General features: G+C 73.1%; 16 protein-coding genes and 1 pseudogene. 6 read left to right on the top strand and 11 right to left on the bottom strand.

Features of this window, described 5'->3' with window-relative positions; all coding sequences use genetic code 11:
* Positions 1-223 precede the first annotated feature (223 nt).
* The 4 genes from KSF81_RS08785 to KSF81_RS08770 all read right to left on the bottom strand — a co-directional run bounded on the left by KSF81_RS08785 (position 224) and on the right by KSF81_RS08770 (position 3,083).
* Positions 224-403 carry a hypothetical protein gene (locus KSF81_RS08785; RefSeq protein WP_217378650.1) on the bottom strand — a complete coding sequence of 60 codons (180 nt, stop codon included), beginning with the start codon at positions 401-403 and terminating at the stop codon, positions 224-226.
* Positions 404-462: 59 nt separating this feature from the next.
* The gene (locus KSF81_RS31970; protein WP_375293316.1) at positions 463-942 is read right to left on the bottom strand and encodes a WD40 repeat domain-containing protein; all 480 of its coding nucleotides are present in this window, start codon (positions 940-942) and stop codon (positions 463-465) included.
* A 616-nt stretch (positions 943-1,558) separates the two neighbouring features.
* Positions 1,559-2,179 (bottom strand): S8 family serine peptidase, encoded by a 621-nt coding sequence (locus KSF81_RS08775; RefSeq protein WP_217378649.1) that lies wholly within the window; start codon positions 2,177-2,179, stop codon positions 1,559-1,561.
* A 28-nt stretch (positions 2,180-2,207) separates the two neighbouring features.
* A complete protein-coding gene (locus tag KSF81_RS08770) occupies positions 2,208-3,083 on the bottom strand; it encodes a hypothetical protein (RefSeq protein ID WP_217378648.1) in 876 nt (291 codons plus the stop codon).
* A gap of 552 nt (positions 3,084-3,635) precedes the next feature.
* Between KSF81_RS08770 and KSF81_RS08765 the strand changes: the two genes are divergently transcribed.
* Both KSF81_RS08765 and KSF81_RS08760 read left to right on the top strand, forming a co-directional pair.
* On the top strand, positions 3,636-4,967 hold the full coding sequence (locus tag KSF81_RS08765; RefSeq protein WP_217378647.1) for a hypothetical protein: 1,332 nt from the start codon (positions 3,636-3,638) through the stop codon (positions 4,965-4,967).
* 43 nt (positions 4,968-5,010) lie between these two features.
* The gene (locus KSF81_RS08760; RefSeq protein WP_217378646.1) at positions 5,011-5,970 is read left to right on the top strand and encodes a phosphatase PAP2 family protein; all 960 of its coding nucleotides are present in this window, start codon (positions 5,011-5,013) and stop codon (positions 5,968-5,970) included.
* 54 nt (positions 5,971-6,024) lie between these two features.
* On the opposite strand, the gene KSF81_RS08755 is transcribed toward KSF81_RS08760, so the two are convergent.
* From KSF81_RS08755 to KSF81_RS08740, 4 genes are all read right to left on the bottom strand, one after another.
* Positions 6,025-7,020 carry a GTP-binding protein gene (locus KSF81_RS08755; RefSeq protein ID WP_217378645.1) on the bottom strand — a complete coding sequence of 332 codons (996 nt, stop codon included), beginning with the start codon at positions 7,018-7,020 and terminating at the stop codon, positions 6,025-6,027.
* Between the two features lie 130 nt (positions 7,021-7,150).
* Positions 7,151-7,294, bottom strand: coding sequence for a hypothetical protein (locus KSF81_RS08750; RefSeq protein WP_217378644.1), 144 nt, complete (start codon positions 7,292-7,294; stop codon positions 7,151-7,153).
* Positions 7,295-7,332: 38 nt separating this feature from the next.
* Positions 7,333-8,655, bottom strand: a complete 1,323-nt coding sequence (locus KSF81_RS08745) for an aspartate aminotransferase family protein (RefSeq protein WP_217381625.1) — start codon at positions 8,653-8,655, stop codon at positions 7,333-7,335.
* Positions 8,656-8,663: 8 nt separating this feature from the next.
* Positions 8,664-9,845 carry a histidine kinase dimerization/phosphoacceptor domain -containing protein gene (locus tag KSF81_RS08740; protein ID WP_309139509.1) on the bottom strand — a complete coding sequence of 394 codons (1,182 nt, stop codon included), beginning with the start codon at positions 9,843-9,845 and terminating at the stop codon, positions 8,664-8,666.
* A gap of 164 nt (positions 9,846-10,009) precedes the next feature.
* On the opposite strand from KSF81_RS08740, the gene KSF81_RS08735 reads away from it, so the two are divergent.
* The 4 genes and pseudogenes from KSF81_RS08735 to KSF81_RS29320 form a co-directional block, all read left to right on the top strand.
* Positions 10,010-10,675, top strand: a complete 666-nt coding sequence (locus KSF81_RS08735) for a glutathione S-transferase (RefSeq protein WP_217378642.1) — start codon at positions 10,010-10,012, stop codon at positions 10,673-10,675.
* Positions 10,672-11,433, top strand: coding sequence for a VOC family protein (locus tag KSF81_RS08730; RefSeq protein WP_217378641.1), 762 nt, complete (start codon positions 10,672-10,674; stop codon positions 11,431-11,433). The genes KSF81_RS08735 and KSF81_RS08730 overlap by 4 nt, the downstream gene beginning before the upstream one ends.
* Positions 11,400-11,561 carry a hypothetical protein gene (locus KSF81_RS08725; RefSeq protein WP_217378640.1) on the top strand — a complete coding sequence of 54 codons (162 nt, stop codon included), beginning with the start codon at positions 11,400-11,402 and terminating at the stop codon, positions 11,559-11,561. The genes KSF81_RS08730 and KSF81_RS08725 overlap by 34 nt, the downstream gene beginning before the upstream one ends.
* 92 nt (positions 11,562-11,653) lie before the next feature.
* A pseudogene (locus KSF81_RS29320) lies at positions 11,654-12,037 on the top strand (FkbM family methyltransferase); the annotation flags it as partial.
* A gap of 349 nt (positions 12,038-12,386) precedes the next feature.
* Here the strand turns inward: KSF81_RS29320 and KSF81_RS08715 are convergent.
* From KSF81_RS08715 to KSF81_RS31345, 3 genes are all read right to left on the bottom strand, one after another.
* Positions 12,387-12,998 carry an EF-hand domain-containing protein gene (locus KSF81_RS08715; protein WP_217378639.1) on the bottom strand — a complete coding sequence of 204 codons (612 nt, stop codon included), beginning with the start codon at positions 12,996-12,998 and terminating at the stop codon, positions 12,387-12,389.
* A 162-nt stretch (positions 12,999-13,160) separates the two neighbouring features.
* Entirely contained in the window at positions 13,161-14,561 is a 1,401-nt protein-coding gene (locus KSF81_RS08710; protein ID WP_217378638.1) for a M20 family metallopeptidase, read from the bottom strand.
* Positions 14,562-14,629: 68 nt separating this feature from the next.
* Positions 14,630-16,567 carry an AsmA-like C-terminal region-containing protein gene (locus KSF81_RS31345; RefSeq protein ID WP_217378637.1) on the bottom strand — a complete coding sequence of 646 codons (1,938 nt, stop codon included), beginning with the start codon at positions 16,565-16,567 and terminating at the stop codon, positions 14,630-14,632.
* Positions 16,568-17,076 lie beyond the last annotated feature (509 nt).

The raw sequence follows: 17,076 nt of genomic DNA, 5'->3' as shown, positions 1-17,076 counted from the left end.
CGCGGCGGCGACGGCCGAGGCCACGGAGCGGCTGGCGCTGCCTGGCTCGGGCATCGGCTGCGGCCCGATGGTCGCCGGCGCCGCCCTGTTCGAACGCGTGCGGGCCGAAAAGCCACGGGCCGCGCGGCGTGACCGGCAGGCCGCCAAGCGCCCCAGCCCGGCGCCCCCCCGCTTCTGCGCCCATGCCGCTGGGGGTGGCCACGGACGGCTTCATGCACGCGTTCTACACCTGCGCCGAAACCGCGCTGCCGGCATACCGGGTCGGCACGGGCTGGCTCGCGGTCGGGCCGGTGCGGCGAAGCTGAGGCGCGATCAGTCGCCCAATCCGCGCGAAAGCCGGGTTGACCAAGCGGCGCCCCTCCGGCAGCGCCGCCAGCGCCTCCAGGCCGGCGGCCTCCAGCACCGACGCCGCCGCCCTCGGATCCTCCCGCTGCCGCGCCGGGGAAGCGACTGGAAACCGCCCTAGCGGCGCGACAGGTCCACCAGCCCGGCGAAGCCCGTCTCGGTGCCGAAGGCGAGATGCGAGCCGGCCGGATTCCAGGCCAGGGCGGAAATCCCGCCATGGCCCGGGGGCGCCACCGGCACCACCTTGCCGGAGCCGATCTCGGCCAGCAGCACCAACCCATCGGCAAAGCCCGCGGCGACGACCTCGTGCTGCGGATGGCAGGCGACGGCGGTGCAGATCACCCCGTCGCCGCCGGCCAGCTCGGTGGGCGCCTTGCCCATCGGGCCGCCGCCGAAGAAGGGCCAGATCACCACGCTGTCGGCGCCGCTGGTCGCCAGCCAGCGGCCTTTGCCGGTGAAGGAGAGGAAGCGCGTCTTGGAGGGATAGCCCGACATCCGCATGTGCTGGCCATCCGCCAGGCGCCAGCCATGCAGGGAATTCTCCTGCATCGCCGTCACCACATGCCCCCCCGTCCGGGCTGATGGCGATGCCGGCATGGCTGCCCTTCCATTCCAGCAGCCGCGGCTTGTCCTCCTTCGCGCCGACGAACCAGAGCGAGGCGCCATTGTAGTGGCTGGCCGCCACGCGCTTGCCCTTGGCATCGAAGGCGATGCCGCCGACCGAGCTTGGATGCGCCAGCGTCTTCAGCGTCCGGCCGCTGCCATCCAGCAGGTGCAGCAGCTTGCCGACGGAGGCTGCGCGCAACCCGCTCTCATGCGCGGCCACATGCTCCACCCATTTCATGGCGCCGAGCCGGAGCAGTTCCGTCACCGTGCCATCCGGCGCCGTGCGAACCAGCCGCCCGTCATCGCCGCCGGTGAGGAAGCCGTCCCGCGCATCGGCGCAGAGATCGAGGCAGGCGCCGTCATGCGCCGCCACGCTCGCCCACTCCGCCTCCGGCGCTCCCGGAGGGGCGAGGCGCAGCATGCCGTCGCCGAGGCCGAAGGCGCAGCCGGCACCGTTCCGCGCGAAGGCGATGCCCACCACCCAGGCGCCCAGTTCACGCCCGACCCCGCGGGAGGCGAGCAGGAAATCGGCTTCAGCGGTGGCGGACATCGGGCATGCTCCTCAAGGCGGTCATTCGGCGTGGTCCAGGGCCATCCTGGCGGCCCCCTACTCCATCCGCCGCGTGATCTCGGCCAGCGTCGCGCCCAGGTCAAGGATTCCCCAGCCCAGCCGGTTGTTCCAGGCGGCGCCGGCTGGGCGGCGGGCCTGCCGCCGCAGGCACTCGCGCAGCATGGCCGGCGGCAGATCGCAGGGGGACCAGCCGCTCCGCAGCGCCGCCACCGCCCCGGCCGCAATGCCGCAGGCCGCGGAGGTGCCGGTATTCGCGCCGGCGGCATCCTCGTCATCGGCGAACTGGCTCGGCGCACAGAGATCGGGCTTGTCATGCGCGAGCCGCGCCGCTTCCGGCCCCTGGGGCGGGTGGTCCTGGGACGGAGAGGCATAGCCGGCCTGCTCCGGCGGTTCGGGCCGCGGCCCCGGCCCCTGGGAGGAATAGCCGAGCCAGGTTCCGTCCACGCGCACCGCGCCGACCGTCAGCACCTCCGGGCGTGCATTCGGGCCGTGGACGCTGCGGCCCGGTCCCCGGTCGTCCGGCCCGCAGCGGCTCTTGGGGCAGAAGCCGCCGCAATTGCCGGCGGCGAAGACCACGTCGAACCCGCTCTGGTCGTGGCGCCAGATTCGCCAGTTGAGGGGGTGCTCCGCGCTGTCGCTGTGGCAGGAGCACGGCATCCCGGGATGGGCATGCTCCATCCGCCGGTCATAGACCCCCCCAGGCATTCACGATCACCCAGCGTTCGCTCGCCCGGCCTGCGGACCGCAACCTGTCGATATCCTCGTAGACGGCGGCGGCGGCGAGTTGGGCGTCCTTCAGGAAGGCCCGCTGGTTCCCGATCTCGGGCGGCAGCAGGGGCAGGTCGAAGATTCGCGCCTCGGGCGCGACCGCCAGGACGTTGCGCGCCACCATCGTGCCATGGGAGCGGCGCGGGTCGGCATTCCGGGTACCGGCCAATGGCGCCGGCATGGCGCTTCGGCGATCCTCGAAGCGCCACTTCCCGTCCTCCTTCCGCCAGGCCCCGCCGCGCCTGGCCGCCGGCAGGCGGCCGAGATCCACACCCTGATCCACGACCACGACATTGACCCCCTGCCCCCGGAGCGGGCCGAGGGCGGGTTCCCCGATCAGCGCCAGCGCAGCCCGGCGCGTGCCGAAGAGCGGCGCCGCCGCCTCGCCCGGGCACCAGCAATCCGCGGCCGCGATGGGCAGATCCACGCCGAGGCCGAATGGCTTGCCCTGGGGTCCGGCATGGGGTCCGGCGTCCGGCCGCTGCTCCAGGTAGCCGGCGAGCGCCTCCCGGAAGGCTTCGACCGTGCCCGTGTCGTCGAACTCCAGGCTGAGCACGATGCGCTTCGCCTCGGTGTCCGCGCCTGGCTCCCGGCGAACCGAAGCGGCGAAGGGCGCGCCAAGCACGACCCGCGAAACGACTTTGAAGCGCAACGGCAGCGGGCCCTTCGCCGCTGCCCGCAGCATGTTCCGGAGGTCGTCCTCGGCGGCCGCCAGATCCCTTTCGCAGGCGGCGAGGAGTTCGCCCCTGGCACTGAGCGCAAGATAATGCCGGATTTTCTGACCCGTGCGCATGCCTGCCTCCCCGGGCCGTTCTGGCCCTTGCGGTGCGTGACAGCATAATGGGATGGTATACTGCGGCAAAGCATCCCGAACCGGCACGCAGAGCCATGCCCACCTCGCCCCTCGGCAAGCCACCGGAGGCTGGCGACCAGCCCCATGAGCGGCGGCTGGTGGCGATCGCCTTCGCCGATATCGCCGGCTACTCGATCCTGATGGCGGCGGCGGAGCAGCGGACCTACGAGCGCTGGATGGCGCTGCTCGGCGAGGTCATCCGGCCGGCGGTGCAGCACTGGCGCGGCCGCCTCATCCAGATCTCCGGCGATGGGATCGTGGTCGAGTTCACCAGCGCGCTGGATGCCGTGGAGTGGGCGCGCGACCTGCAATCCAGGCTGCGGCTGATGCCCGAGGCGAATCCCTCGATCGTGCTGCGCATCGCCATCCATCTCGGCGAGGTGTTCGTCTCGGACGGGCTGCTCTTCGGCGACGCGGTCAACCTGACCGCGCGGCTGCAGGAACACGCCGTGCCAGGGGGGCATCGTGCTGTCGGAGGAGGTGCACGGCCTGGTGCGCGGCCCGCTCGGCGCCGAGATCCGCGACCTCGGCTTCCTCCAGCTCAAGAACATCGCCCAGCCGAGGCGCGCCTATGCGCTCGAGGTCGCGGCATCGCGGGCGCTGGCACCGAGCCTGCCGACGCCGGGCCTGCTGCCCTCCATCGCCGTGCTGCCGCTCGAGAACATGGGCGGCGACCCCGCCGATGACTATTTCAGCGATGGCATCGTCGACGACATCATCACCTCGCTCGCCGGGCTGCACGAGCTCTTCGTGATCTCCCGCGGCTCGACGCTGCCCTTTCGCGGGCGGCCGCGCGACCCGCGGGAGGTGGGGCGCGCGCTCGGCGTGCGCTATGCCCTGACCGGCAGCCTCCGGCGCTCCTCCCGGGCGCTCAGGATCGCGGTGCAGCTCTGCGACGCGCAGAGCAGCGCCATCCTCTGGGGCGACCGCATGGAGGTCTCGCCCGGCGAGCTGTTCGAGGCGCAGGACCGCATCGTGCAGCAGGTGGTGCGCGGCATCGCCCCCAATGTCCGGGCCGCGGAACTGCACCGCGCCATGCGCAAGCGGCCCGAGAGCTTCACCGCCTACGACCATACCCTCTATGCCCTGCACGCCATGGAGAGCCTGGACCGGGACACCTTCCGCAAGGCGCGCGCCTGCCTCGACCAGGCGATGGCGGAGGACCCCGGCTTCGCCATGCCGGTCGCCTGGGCGGCGCGCTGGCACAGCCTGCATGTCGGCCAGGGCTGGTCGAGCGACGCGCAGGCCGATGCGCTGCAGGGCTCCGCGCTGGCGGAGCGCGCCATCGGCCTCGACGGGCAGAACGCGCTGGCGCTTGCCACCTATGGGCATGCGCGCTCCTTCCTGTTCCACGACTGCGACACCGCGCTCGGTTGCTTCGACCGGGCCCTGGCCGCCGCGCCGAGCAGCGCGCTGGCCTGGACCCTGTCGAGCGCGACGCTCAGCTATCTCGGCCGCGGCGAGCAGGCGGTGCGGCACGCCGAGCGCGGCATGCAGCTCTCGCCGCTGGATCGCGTGCGGTACTTCCAGCACATGTTCCTCGGCATCGCCCATTACGCGAATGGCAGCTACGAGGAAGCCGTGCGCTGGGCCCGCCTCTCGGCCAGCGAGAACCCGTCCTATACCTCGACGCTGCGCGTGCTCATCGTCTCCCTGGCGGCGCTCGGCCGGCTGGAGGAGGCGCGCGAGGCCGCGGCGCGGCTGCTGCGGCTGGAGCCCGGCTTCCGCATCGGCGAGTACCTGCTCACCAGGATTCCCTATCTCGAACCAACGCTGCGCGCGCGCTGCGCCGAGCACCTGCGCAAGGCGGGCCTGCCGGAATGACCGCAAGGCCGGGAAGCGGCCGGGGCAAGAAGGAGGAAGGACGATGAGCGGTGCGATCGGGGTTGCCGACGGCATGGACGGCATGGACGGAATGGATGGGATGGACGGCATGCAGGTGGCGGCTGGCACCGGCGCCGGCGCCGAGATGCTCCGCCCCATCGGCGTCTCGCCGGCGCTGGCGCCGCAGCGGGACGAGACCGGCGAGATGGAATCCTGGCTGCGCGGCAATAAATGGCCCCCCGGCGATGCCGCCGGCTGGCCGCTGATGCCGGAGACCGGCCACTTCCGGCGCGAGGGCTGGTCCGCGTATCATCTCTCGATCGCGGGCCTGGCCGAATTCGCGCAGCAGCCGGGCTGGGCGACCCTCCTCGACCGGGAGAAGGATCACTACAAGCACGTGGATGTAGCGGAGGAGCTGCGGCAGCTTGCCGAACTGGCGGAATACCGGCCCGGCGTCATCGCCGAGGCGATGGCGCAGCGCAACAACATCCTCGGCTATTTCCGCGGCGTGCTGAGCTTCGATCGGGACTCGTATCGCGCTACCTTCGACCTGGCGATGATCGCGCTGCGGGTCGCGCAATTCCAGGCCATGCACTGGAAGATGGTATTCGCCCGCCCGCGGCCCACGGCCTTGTCGCCGCGGCTGATGCCGCCGATCGACCCGCCCGGCCACGCCGCCTACCCGAGCGGCCATGCGACCGAGGCCTTTCTGCTCGCCGCCTGCCTGGAACAGGTGATGCCCGAGGCGATCAGGCAGCCCGGAGAGGAGCGGGGCCCGCTCTGGCGCATGGCGGAGCGGGTCGCGCGCAATCGGGAGGTGCTCGGGATGCACTACCCGAGCGACAGCGCGCTCGGCCGCAGGATCGCCAGGCTTTCGCTGCCGCTGCTGCTGGCCTGCCCCACGGTGGCGGGGCTGGTCGAGGCGGCAAGGGTGGAATGGGCGCCGCGCAGCCGGGAAAACCGGCCACCGGCCAACCAAGCCTATTGGGGGGAGCGCCCTTGAGGGCAACGGGCCGGGCCGCCCCCCGCGGGCGGCCCGGACCGCTTGGTCAGCGCTTCAGCGCGCCGCCTCGGCGGCGGTGTCCTCGACTTGGCAGGCTTCGAAACCGCGGCGGAGCTGCGGCCGGTTCAGGTCGCGGCCGATGAAGACGATCTTGGAGTGCCGCGGGTCGCCCTCCTTCCAGGGTCCGATGAAGTCGCCATCGGCGATCATGTGCACCGCCTGGAAGGCGAAGCGCCGGTCCTCGCCCTGGTAGTGCAGGATGCCCTTGGTGCGCAGCAGGTCCTGGCCCTTGCTGGCGAGCAACTGGCTGATCCAGGCGTTGAAGCGCTCCGGGTCGATCGGGCGGGACACCTCGAAGGAAAGCGACATCACCTCGCTGTCGTGCTCGTGCGCATCCTCGCCGGAGAGGAATTCCGGCTCCCGCTCCAGGATGCGCGCCAGGTTGAAGGCGTCGCGGCCGATCACCGCCTCAATCGGCACCGCCGATTTCGTGCTGCGGCGGATCTCGGCATAGGGGTTGATGCCGCGGATGCGGCGCTCCAGCGCCTCCGCCTCCGCCTCCTCCACCAGGTCCATCTTGTTCAGCAGGATGATGTCGGCGAAGGCGATCTGCTCCTCGGCCTCCTTGCTGTCGGCGAGGCGCGCCGGCAGGTTCTTGGCATCCACCACGGTGACGATGGCATCGAGCCTGGTGGCGCGCTTCACGTCCTCATCGGCGAAGAAGGTCTGCGCCACGGGGGCGGGGTCGGCGAGGCCCGTGGTCTCCACGATGATGCCGTCGAACCGGCCGCGCCGCTTCATCAGCCCGTTGATGATGCGGATCAGGTCGCCGCGCACGGTGCAGCAGATGCAGCCGTTGTTCATCTCGAAGACCTCCTCGTCGGTATCGACGACGAGGTCGTTGTCCACGCCGAGCTCCCCGAACTCGTTGATGACCACGGCGAATTTCTTGCCGTGGTTCTCGCTGAGGATGCGGTTGAGCAGGGTGGTCTTGCCGGCACCGAGATAGCCGGTCAGCACGGTGACGGGAACGGGAACGGGGTCGCTCATTCGAAGGGGGTCTCCGCAGGGGGCGGGAAAAGGATAGGGGGGATCGGACGGGAATATGGGCCGGCTGGCACGGGCGGCAAAGGGCAGGGGTCGGCAGGGGAGAGGGGCCGGCCCTGCGCCGACAAGCTTCCTAGCCCCGCCGCAGTGCCGTCCTGGCCGTCACCAGCACCGAGAGCGGCGCCGGCCGCCACTCCGGCGGCGCATCGAGCGCCCGCACCACGGTGGCCATCACCGCCGCATCCCGTTCCCGCAGCCGTTCCGGGCCAAGCAGCACCGCCGCCGTGACCGAGGGAAGGCGGCGGCTGCCATGCCTCAGGCCGCTTCCGCCGTGATGGCGTCGGAGAGCGTGCCAAACAGCCGGTCCACATGCCCCCGCTCCACGATCAGCGGCGGCGAAAGCGCCACGATGTCGCCGGTCACGCGGACCAGCACCCCGGCATCGAAGCAGCGGCGGAAGACATCCATGGCGCGGGCCGCGGGCTGGCCCGGCCGCGGCGCCAACTCGATGCCGGCGATCAGGCCAAAATCGCGGATATCGATCACGCCGGGCAGGCTGCGCAGGCTATGTGCCGCCTCCTGCCAATAGGGCTCCATCGCAAGCGCACGGCCGGGGAGATCCTCGCTCCGGTGCAGGTCCAGCGTGGCGATGGCGGCCGCGGCCGCCAGCGGATGGCCGGAATAGGTATAGCCATGGAACAACTCGATCCCGGCCGGGGCCCCGTCCACGATCGCGTCGTAGATGCCGTTGCGGACCGCCACCGCGCCCATCGGCACCGCGGCATTGGTCAGGCCCTTGGCCATGGTCATGATGTCGGGCGCCACGCCCAGCCGCTCGGCGCCGAAGGGCGTGCCGAGGCGGCCGAAGCCGGTGATGACCTCATCGTAGATCAGCAGGATGCCGTATTTGTCGCAGATCGCGCGCAGCCGCTCCAGGTAGCCGCGCGGCGGCACCAGCACGCCGGTGCTGCCGGCGACGGGCTCCACCATGACAGCCGCGATGGTCTCGGCGCCATGCAGCGCCACCAGGTTCTCCAGCGTGTCCGCCAGATACGCGCCATGCTCCGGCTGGCCCTTGGCGAACAGGTTCTCCGCCAGCCCATGGGTATGCGGCAGGTGGTCGACATAGGGCAGCAGGGCGCCGAATTGCTTGCGGTTGCCGCCGATGCCGCCCACCGACATGCCGCCGAAGCCGACGCCGTGATAGCCGCGCTCCCGGCCGATCAGCCGCACCCGCGCGGAGTCGCCTCTGGCCCGGTGATAGGCCAGCGCGATCTTCAGCGCGGTATCGGCGCTTTCGCTGCCGCTATTGGTGAAGAAGACGCGGTCCAGCCCCTCCGGCGTCATCTCCGCCAGCCGTGCCGCCGCCTCGAAGGCGATGGGGTGGCCGAGCTGGAAGGTCGGCGCGAAATCCATCACCGCCGCCTGTTTCTGGATGGCCTCGGTGATCTCCCGCCGACCATGCCCGGCATTGCAGCACCAGAGCCCGGCGGTGCCGTCCAGGATCTCCCGCCCATCCGGCGTGAAGTAGCTCATGCCCTCGGCGCGGGCGAGCATGCGCGGGTTGGACTTGAAATACCGGTTGTCCGAATAGGGCATCCAGAAGGCGTCCAGGTTGTTCGGACGCGAGACGGGCATTTCGTTCATCAGGGACACTCCGGCGAAGCAGGCGCCAGGGAACACCGGGCGCGACGCCAGGGCAAGCGCGCTCCGGGACCTAACCCGGCAGGGTCGCGACGAAACGGGTGCGCGGCGCCGCGCGGTCGAACACGATGCTGCCGCCGCGCAGCAGGGCGCGCAGGATGCGCATGCCGAGGCCGGTGGTGGCGGCCGGGTCGAAGCCCGGCGGCGGGCCGGCCCCCCTCATCCTCCACCGCCATGCGGACCGCCCCGTCAGGTTCCGCCTCGACCTGCACGGTGATGGTGCCGGCGCCGTATTTCAGCGCATTGATGACCAGTTCCGTGACCACCAGGCCGCAGGCGGTGGCCCGGTCCGCGGACCAGAGGATATTGGCGGCAGCCTCCAGCCGCACGGTCCGGCCCGGCGCCTGCTCGCCGAGGTCGCGCAACAGCGCCCCGAGATAGTCCGCCGCATCGATCTCGCCCAGCGTATCGCCGGAATAGAGCCGCCGGTGCACCGCGGCGACGGTCGCTACCCGCTTGACCGCCTCGTCAAGCTGCGTCCGCACCGCCGCATCCGTGGCGGCCCGCGCCTGCAGGCTGAGCAGGCTCTGCACCAGGAACAGCGAATTGCGCACGCGGTGGTGGATCTCCACCATCAGCAGGTCCTTGTCGCGAAGCGCCGCGTCGCGGGCCGCGCGGTCGGCCTCCCGGTCCACAGCCAGGCCGAGCACATTGGCCAGCCCCTCCAGGAACACCACGTCGCGGGGCGAGAAGTCGCCGGGGTCGCGGCTATCCGCCTCCAGCACGCCGAAGGGCTCCCGCTGGCCGCGCACCACGACATTGACGGCACGGCGGACGCCATGCTCGACCATCAGCGCCGGGGTGCGGAAACGGGTCTCCCCGGCCAGGTGGTTGGAGATCACCGGCGCGCCGGTCTTGAGCGCATAGCCGGCCGGGCTGGCGAGATCGGTGCCGAGCCGGGCCACCCCCACCACCCCCGGCCGCCAGCCGATGCCGGCCCGCACCAGCAGCGTATCCTCGCCCGGCCGGTATTGCATGACCTTGGCGAGCGGCGTGTCCAGCCCCTCGGCCGCCAGCCGGGCGGCCTCGGCCAGCAATTCGTCGAAATCATGCTCCGCCAGCGCGAAGCGGCCGAGCTCGCCGATCAGCTCCTGCTGCCGCAGCCGCACGCGGATCTCAGACACGGGGTCGGCCTGTGGGTTGATATGGGTCACGCTCGGGCCTTATCACCGCGGAACCATTGCCGCCAATGGTTGGTTGCGCACCGCAACCATGCCAGCTTGCCGGCGCCCGAACCCGCGGGACCCCGCGGGACCATGGAAAGGCTGCTGCGATGCCGGATGGCAAGATGACAGATGGCCGGCTGGTGCTCGGCAACCGGCGCTACTCCTCCTGGAGCCTGCGCGGCTGGCTGGCGGTGCGCCTGGCCGGGCTGGAGGTGGAGGAGGTGGTGATCCCCATGGGGCCGGACGGCACCCCGGCGATCAGGGCCGCCTCGCCCCATGGGCTGGTGCCCTATCTGGAGCATCGCGGCGCCCGGGTCTGGGAGAGCATCGCCATCGCCGAATATTGCGCCGAGCAGGCCCCCGGCCTCTGGCCCGAGGACCGCGTCGCCCGCGCGGCGGCCCGTTCCATCGCCGCCGAGATGCATGCCGGCTTCCGCGGGCTGCGCCAGGCCATGCCGATGAATCTCGGCCGCGAATTCCCTGGCGGCGGCCGCACGCCCGAGGCCCTGGCCGATATCGCCCGGATCGAGGCGCTGTGGCGCGAGGTCCGCGCCGCCTCCGGCGGCCCCTTCCTCACCGGCCCCCGGCTCGGCCTGGCGGATGCGATCTTCGCCCCGGTGGTGACCCGCTTCCTCACCTGGCAGCCGGAGATCGCCGCCGATACGCGGGACTATGTGGCGGCGGTGCGGGCGCATCCGCTCCTGGCGCGCTGGTATGCCGAGGCGCTGGCCGAGCCGGCGGCCTGGCTGCTCGACAAATACGAAGCCCCGGCCGGCTACGCGCCATGAGCACCGCCCTCGCCCTGGATCATGTCGGCGTCGCGGCGCGCGATCTGGGCCCGCTGGCCGCCACCTACGAACGGCTGGGCTTCGCCCTCAGCCCGGTGGCGCAGCAGAGCGGCCGGCGCAGCCCCGGCGGGCCGGTGGAATTATTCGGCAGCGGCAATCGCTGCGCCTTCCTGCGGCACGGTTATATCGAGCTGATCGCCATCCTGGACCCCGCGCGTTTCGACAATGGGTTGGAGGCCTGGCTCGCCCGCTATGCCGGCCTGCATATCCTGGCGCTGGCGATGCAGGACGAGCAGGGCAATCTGGAACGGCTGCGCCGGGCCGGCGTGCCGGTCCCCGGCATCGCGCATCTGGAGCGCCCGGTGGAAGCGGGCGGCCCCATCGCGCGCTTCGCCCGGCTGCCCCTGCCGGAGGCGCCGGAGGGGCGGCTGCAACTGATCCGCCACCTCACCCCGGAGCTGATCTGGCAGCCCCGCTGGATGCACCACGCCAACAAGGCGGTGGCGCTGGAGACGCTGATCCTGGCCGTGGCCAGCCCGGCCGAGACCGGCGCCCGCCTCTCCCGCCTGGCCGGCCTGCCACTGGAGCCCGATCCGGCAGGCGGCTTCCGGCTGTCCCTGCCGGGCGCCGCGGGGGGCCGCCGGGCCGCAGGCGCCGGCCCTGCCCACCAGCATCCGCATCCTGGGGGCCTCCGCCCTCCCCCCGCCTGCTGCCGGGGGTGGAGGTGCCCAGCCTGCCCTTCATGGCGGGGATGGTGATCCGCACCGGCGACGGCAATGCCGCCGCGCGGCGCGTCCTGCACGGGCTGCCGGTGGCGGAGATCCCGGCGGGCATCCTGGTGCCGCCGGAATGCGCGGGGGGCGCGGCGCTGGTCTTCGCGCCTTGAGTTCGGCCCGCGCCATCGGCCACTCGCTGCGGGTCTATCACGCCCCCGGCCGGGGGCTGCTGCTGGATGCCTTCCACCGCCGCTTCCTCGGCCCCGGCGAACTGGGCTTCGATATCGGCGCCCATGCCGGGGACCGCACCGCCAGCTTCCGCCGCCTCGGCGCCCGGGTGGTGGCGGTGGAGCCGCAGCCGCGCCTCGACCGGCTGCTGCGACTGCTGTTCCACCGCGACCCCGGCGTGACCCGCCTCGCCACCCTGGTCGGGGCGGCGCCGGGCGAGGCGGTGCTGCGGCTGAACCTGGCCAATCCCACCGTGGCCAGCGCCAGCGCCGCCTTCATCGCCGCGGCGGCAGGCGCGCCGGGCTGGGAGGGCCAGGCATGGGACGCCGAATTGCGGCTGCCCGTCACCACGCTGGATGCGCTGGCCGCCGCCGAAGGACGCCCGGATTTCATCAAGCTGGATATCGAGGGCTTCGAGGCCGCGGCGCTGGCGGGCCTCTCCTTCGCGCCGCGCGCGCTTTCCTTCGAATTCACCACCATCCAGCGCGGCGTCGCGCTGGAATGCCTGGAACGGCTCACTGGCCTCGGCTACCGCACCTTCAATGCCTGCCTCGGCGAGAGCATGGGAATTCGTGGCGGCGGCCCCGGTTTCCGCCCCGGCCATGGCCACCTGGCTCGCCGCCCTGCCGCCGGAAGCCAATTCCGGCGACATCTATGCCAGCACGGAGGCATGGCGGCTCCAGGCCAGGGAACCCGCCGGCGCGCCGGCGGCATAGGCCGGAGGAGGTTCCCCCTCCCCGCATCAGGGGAAGGGGAACCCGTCAGGCTCAGCGCGGCGTGGCGGGGGCCGGGCTGCTGTCCGGGGCCGTGGGGGCCGGTGTCGCAGGGGCGGCCTGGCCACGCGGGCCGCGCTGGCCACGATGGTGGCCCTGCGGCAATTCGTCCCGCGTGACGGCATTGTCGCCATTCGCGTCGAAGGCGCGGAACCGCGCCTCGGCGGCGGGGCGGATCTCCTCCAGCGTCACCTTGCCGTCGCGGTTGGCGTCGAGGGCACGGAACATCATGCCCGCGAACTGGCTGTGCCGGCCTGCGCGATCCGGCCCGCCGGGCCGCTGCGCATCACTGCCCTGCGCCGCGGCGCCCTGGCGGCCGGGCTCGCCGGCGCGGCGGCCCATCGGGCGCATCGCCTGCAATTCCTGCTGGGTCAGGCCACCATCGTGGTTGGCGTCGGCCGCGGTGAAGCGCTGCTGCACGAAGACCCAGGCCTCGTCCCAGACCACGCGGCCGTCCTTGTTGGTATCGATCTGTTCGAAGATCGCCGTCAGGCCGCGCCCGGACGGGCCGCCGCCAGGGCCGGCGCCGGGGCCGGGCTGGGCCAGGGCCGGCAGCGCGGCGGCCAGGGTGGCGGCGCCGATGATGGCGGTGCGGAGCAGTCTCATGATCGGATATCTCCCAATGGCCGGCGGATACGGCCGACGGGTTGAAGATGGAGGCCGCATGTAACAGGCGCGTTGCGGCCCGGCGCCCGAAGCGTGAGGAAGCGTAACCGCCCGGCCGGGCCGGGGTTCATCCCCGGCCCATGCCCCCGCCCGCGGCACCTGTCACCCGCGCCCCGGCGTGCCCGCCTCGCCCAGGTCCCACCACATGCCGGTGAAGGCCAGCAGCCCCTCCCGCGCCGGGGCGATCAGCAGGTGCTCGTCCGGCCCGTGCTGCTTGCAGCCATTGTAGCTGTGCGGCACCCAGACCAGCGGCACGCCGAGATGGTCCACGAAGACATCCCCCGGCAGCCCGCCCGAGCTGTTCGGGATGATCTGCACCGGCTTGCCCAGCGTCCGCTGCATGCTCTCCTGCGCCCAGCGCACCCAGGGGTGGTCGGGGTCGGTGCGGCTGGCCGCCATGCGCACGAAGGCGCCCTCGATCCGCACCTCGGGGAAGCCATGCGCGTCGAGATGCGCGCGCAGCGCCGCCTCGAACCGCGCCGGGTCGCTGTCCACGGTGTAGCGGATCTGGCAATGCGCGCGGGCATCGGGCGCCACGGCATTCACCGGGTTCTCCGGCCGGCCGCTCAGCATCGCCAGCACGATCAGGCTGTTCCAGCCATAGATCTTCTCGGCCGGGGTGAGGCCCGGCTCGCCCCAGCCCTCGTCGATGCTGGCCGCGCCCTCGCCACCGCCGACCGGACAGCCCGCCAGCACGCCGCGCACCGCGGCAGGCACGCCATTGCCGGGCAGCCAGTCGCGCACCAGGATCCTGCCGTTCCGGTCCATCATGCTGGACAGCGCCTGCGCCAGGATGATGGCGGGGTCGGTGGTCAGCCCGCCCCAATGGCCGGAATGCACGCCGCCCTCGCGCAGCTTCACCACGAGGTCGAAGTGGTAGGTGCCGCGCGTGCCGGTGGCGATGGTCGGCACCTCGGGCGTGACGCGCGGCCCATCCGAGGCGATCAGCGTATCCGCCGCCAATTCCGCCGCATGGGCGGCCACGAACTCGCGCAGCCCCTTGCTGCCGCGCTCCTCCGCCATTTCCAGCACCAGCTTCACATTGGCGCCGAGGCGGCCGCCGCGCTCCGCCAGCACCGCCTCCAGCGCCGCCAGGTTCAGCGCGTGCTGGCCCTTGTTGTCGGCGGTGCCGCGGCCATACCAGCGGTCGCCCTCCTCGGTGAGCGTCCAGGGGGCGAGGCCGGCGCGCCATTGCTCATCCAGGCCCCGCACCGTATCGCCGTGGCCGTAGAGCAGCACGGTGGGCCGAGCCGGATCCTCGATGCGCTCGGCGGTGAGGATCGGGCCGAAGCCCTCCAGCGGGTTCGGGTGGATCGCGACCTGGAAGCCCATCCGCTCCAGCCAGGGGCGGATCGCCTGTTGCAGGTAGCGGTCCAGTTCCGGCTCGAAGCCCGGCTCCTGCGCGGTGGAGGGGATGGCGACCAGCCGCGTCAGCAGCGCCTTGTAGTCGCCGGCATCGAAGAAGCTGGCGGCGCGCGTGAGCGCACCCTCGCGTGTGGGCATGGCGGTTCCGGGCTCCGGATCGGGTTCGGCCGCAGCATCGCGCGGCCCGGCGCCAAGGTCCATCGGCCCTACCGCTCCGCCCGCCAGCGCAGGAAGGGCGCCAGTTCCGGCAGGTGCTGCGGCGCCGTGGCGGGGCCGGTGAGGCGGAGGCCGATCTCCGGAGCCTCCGCCACCGGCTGGGCGGCGAGGCGGAGGTCCAGCGCGCCGCGCCCGAGATCGATCGCGCCGCTCGCGGTGGCGCTGCCGCCGCCCTCGGTGGTGAGCCGCGCCGTGGTCAGCGTGGCCCGGCCCTCCGTCACCTGCCCGGCGAGTTCCAGCACCTCGAAGGCGGTGGCGCCGCCCGCCAGCGCCTGGCGCAGCGCCGCCTCCGCCAGCGCCGGCTGCCCGGCCGCCGCCTGCAAACCGGCGAGGTCGAAGCCGATCAGCACGCCGTCCCTGACATTCAGGCTGAACCCACCCTCCAGCGTCGCCATCAGCGCCGCCATGCTGTGGCCGGAGGCCGCCAGCCGCACTGACCCCGCCGCCCGCCCGGCGCCGAGATCGAGCGGCAGGTCGAGCAGCGGGCCGCTGATGGTGGCATCCTCCAGCGTCAGGTCCAGCGCCAGGCGCGGCGGCGTGGCGCTGCCCTCCAGCGCCACGCCGCCGCGCAGGGTGCCGCCGCCGAGCCGCGCCAGCAGCCCGTCCAGCCGCAGCGAGCCATCGGCGAGGCGGAGCACGGCGGTCGCCTGTTCCAGCACCGGGCCGCCCAGCGGCTCGACCCGCGCCGCCTCCAGCGCCAGTTCCGCATCCAGCGCCGCCAGGCGGTCGAGCCCGAGCGGCTCCGCGCCGCGCAGCGCCGGGCCCGGCAGCGGCAGCCGCTCCGCTGCGATCCGGCCGGAGAGGCGCGGCCGGGCGCCGCCCAGGGCGAGGCTGAGCTGGCCCCGCGCCCGCAGCCCGCCGGCCACCACATCCAGGGACTCGGCGCCGATCGTGCCGCCGCCCTGCAAGGTGCCGGCGAGGCTGGCGATCACCGCCAGGGACCCATGCCCCAGCCACTCCACCGCCTCCGGCCCGAGCAGTGGCGCGAGCAGGCGCGGCGCCCCGGGATGCCGCAGGGTCAGCGTGCCGCTGCCGCGCTGCTGGATGGCATTGAGCGTCGCCGCCGCCTCCAGCCGGAGTTCGCCGAGATCGCCCTCGGCCTTGAGCGCCACCGCCTCGGGCGCCCCGCCGCCGGTGAGGCGGAGCGCGATGGGGTGGCCCGCCAGCCCCCCCGCCCAGTCGGGCATCCAGTCCGGCAGCAGCAGGGCCGTCAGGGCCGGGCTGCCGGTGCCGTTCAGCTCCAGGGTGAGATCGGAGAAGCGCGGCGGGGGGCCGAGCAGGGCGACGCCGGACGCGGCGGCATCCAGCTCGCCCAGCCGCAGCGCCAGCCGCCGCAGCGAGAGCTTGCCAGCTTCCAATGTGGCGTCCAGCGTCGCCCGCTGCGCGCCGAGGCCGCGCCAGGCCAGTTCCTCCACCGCGAGCCGCAGGTTGAGGTCGAAGCCGGCAAGCTGCGCCGAGAGCGCCGGCCAGTCCGGCATCGGCGGCAGCAGCCCGTCCAGGTCCAGCCGGTCCATGGTGACGCCAAGCCCGATGGCCGGCCGCGCGCCTCGGCGCAGCACCCCGGCGCCGGAGATGCGGCTGCCGTCCAGCACCGCGGCCAGGTCGGAGACCTCGGCCTGCCCCTCCTGCAGCACCAGCCGGAAGCGGCCCTCGCCGACCCGCAGCCGGGCCGGATCGGTCCCGGCCAGGTCCAGGCCAAGCGCCGCGAGGGTCTCCCGCAGGTTCCGTCCAGTGAAATGCACGGCCAGCTCGATGCGCGACCCGGCGGTGGCGCCGGCGACCTCCAGCTCCGTCTCCCCCGGCAGCAGGGCGGAGACATCGGAGAGGGTCAGCCGCTCGCCCTCCAGGAAGACCGCGCCGCGCAGCCGGCGCAGCGGCAGCGGGCCGAAGCTGGTGGCCTCGGCGGAAAGGTCGATGCTGACCGGCACCCGATGCCCCCCCCGCCTGCGCCCGGGCCTGGCGCAGCGCCGCCACCCAGGCATCGAGGTCGAGCCGCCCGGCCGCCAGCGCGATGTCGAGCCGCGGCTCCGGCGCCAGCCGGAGCGTCGCCGCGCCGCGCGCCGGCTGGCCGCCGAGATCGAGCGCCAGGTCGCCGGCCGCCAGCAGATCGGCGGCCGCGGTGAGGCGGCCGCTGGCGCGGAAGGGCACGGCGGGCGCCGGCAGCAATGCGGCCAAGTCGTTCCCCGCCGCCTCCAGCCGCCCCTCGAAGCCGCCGCCCGGGGCGAGCACGCCGCGCGCGGCGAAGGTCGCGCCGGAGGAGGCCAGGGTCAGGTCGAGCGGCGCCACCCCGTCGAAGCCGGCGCGGCCGAGCTGGCCGGAGAAGCGCACGGCACGGCCGCGCCAGGCGAAATGCCCCTCCGCCACCAGGGCTTCCGAGACGCCGCCGGTGACGAGGGTGGCATTCAGCCCATCCAGTTCCAGCCCGCCGAGCAGCAGC

This window comes from Siccirubricoccus sp. G192 (genome assembly GCF_019084075.1).
Lineage (GTDB): Bacteria > Pseudomonadota > Alphaproteobacteria > Acetobacterales > Acetobacteraceae > G192.
The sequence above is the reverse complement of the archived record's forward strand: the minus strand, read 5'-3'. Positions and strand labels throughout refer to the sequence as shown.

Bases quoted from the DNA above. Each gene is read 5' to 3' on its own strand.
- KSF81_RS31970 (WP_375293316.1), bottom strand. From the start codon at position 942: ATGCCGGCATCGCCATCAGCCCGGACGGGGGGGCATGTGGTGACGGCG.
- KSF81_RS08775 (WP_217378649.1), bottom strand. From the start codon at position 2,179: ATGCCGTGCTCCTGCCACAGCGACAGCGCGGAGCACCCCCTCAACTGG.
- KSF81_RS08770 (WP_217378648.1), bottom strand. From the start codon at position 3,083: ATGCGCACGGGTCAGAAAATCCGGCATTATCTTGCGCTCAGTGCCAGG.
- KSF81_RS08760 (WP_217378646.1), top strand. From the start codon at position 5,011: ATGAGCGGTGCGATCGGGGTTGCCGACGGCATGGACGGCATGGACGGA.
- KSF81_RS08755 (WP_217378645.1), bottom strand. From the start codon at position 7,020: ATGAGCGACCCCGTTCCCGTTCCCGTCACCGTGCTGACCGGCTATCTC.
- KSF81_RS08745 (WP_217381625.1), bottom strand. From the start codon at position 8,655: ATGCCCGTCTCGCGTCCGAACAACCTGGACGCCTTCTGGATGCCCTAT.
- KSF81_RS08735 (WP_217378642.1), top strand. From the start codon at position 10,010: ATGACAGATGGCCGGCTGGTGCTCGGCAACCGGCGCTACTCCTCCTGG.
- KSF81_RS08730 (WP_217378641.1), top strand. From the start codon at position 10,672: ATGAGCACCGCCCTCGCCCTGGATCATGTCGGCGTCGCGGCGCGCGAT.
- KSF81_RS08715 (WP_217378639.1), bottom strand. From the start codon at position 12,998: ATGAGACTGCTCCGCACCGCCATCATCGGCGCCGCCACCCTGGCCGCC.
- KSF81_RS08710 (WP_217378638.1), bottom strand. From the start codon at position 14,561: ATGCCCACACGCGAGGGTGCGCTCACGCGCGCCGCCAGCTTCTTCGAT.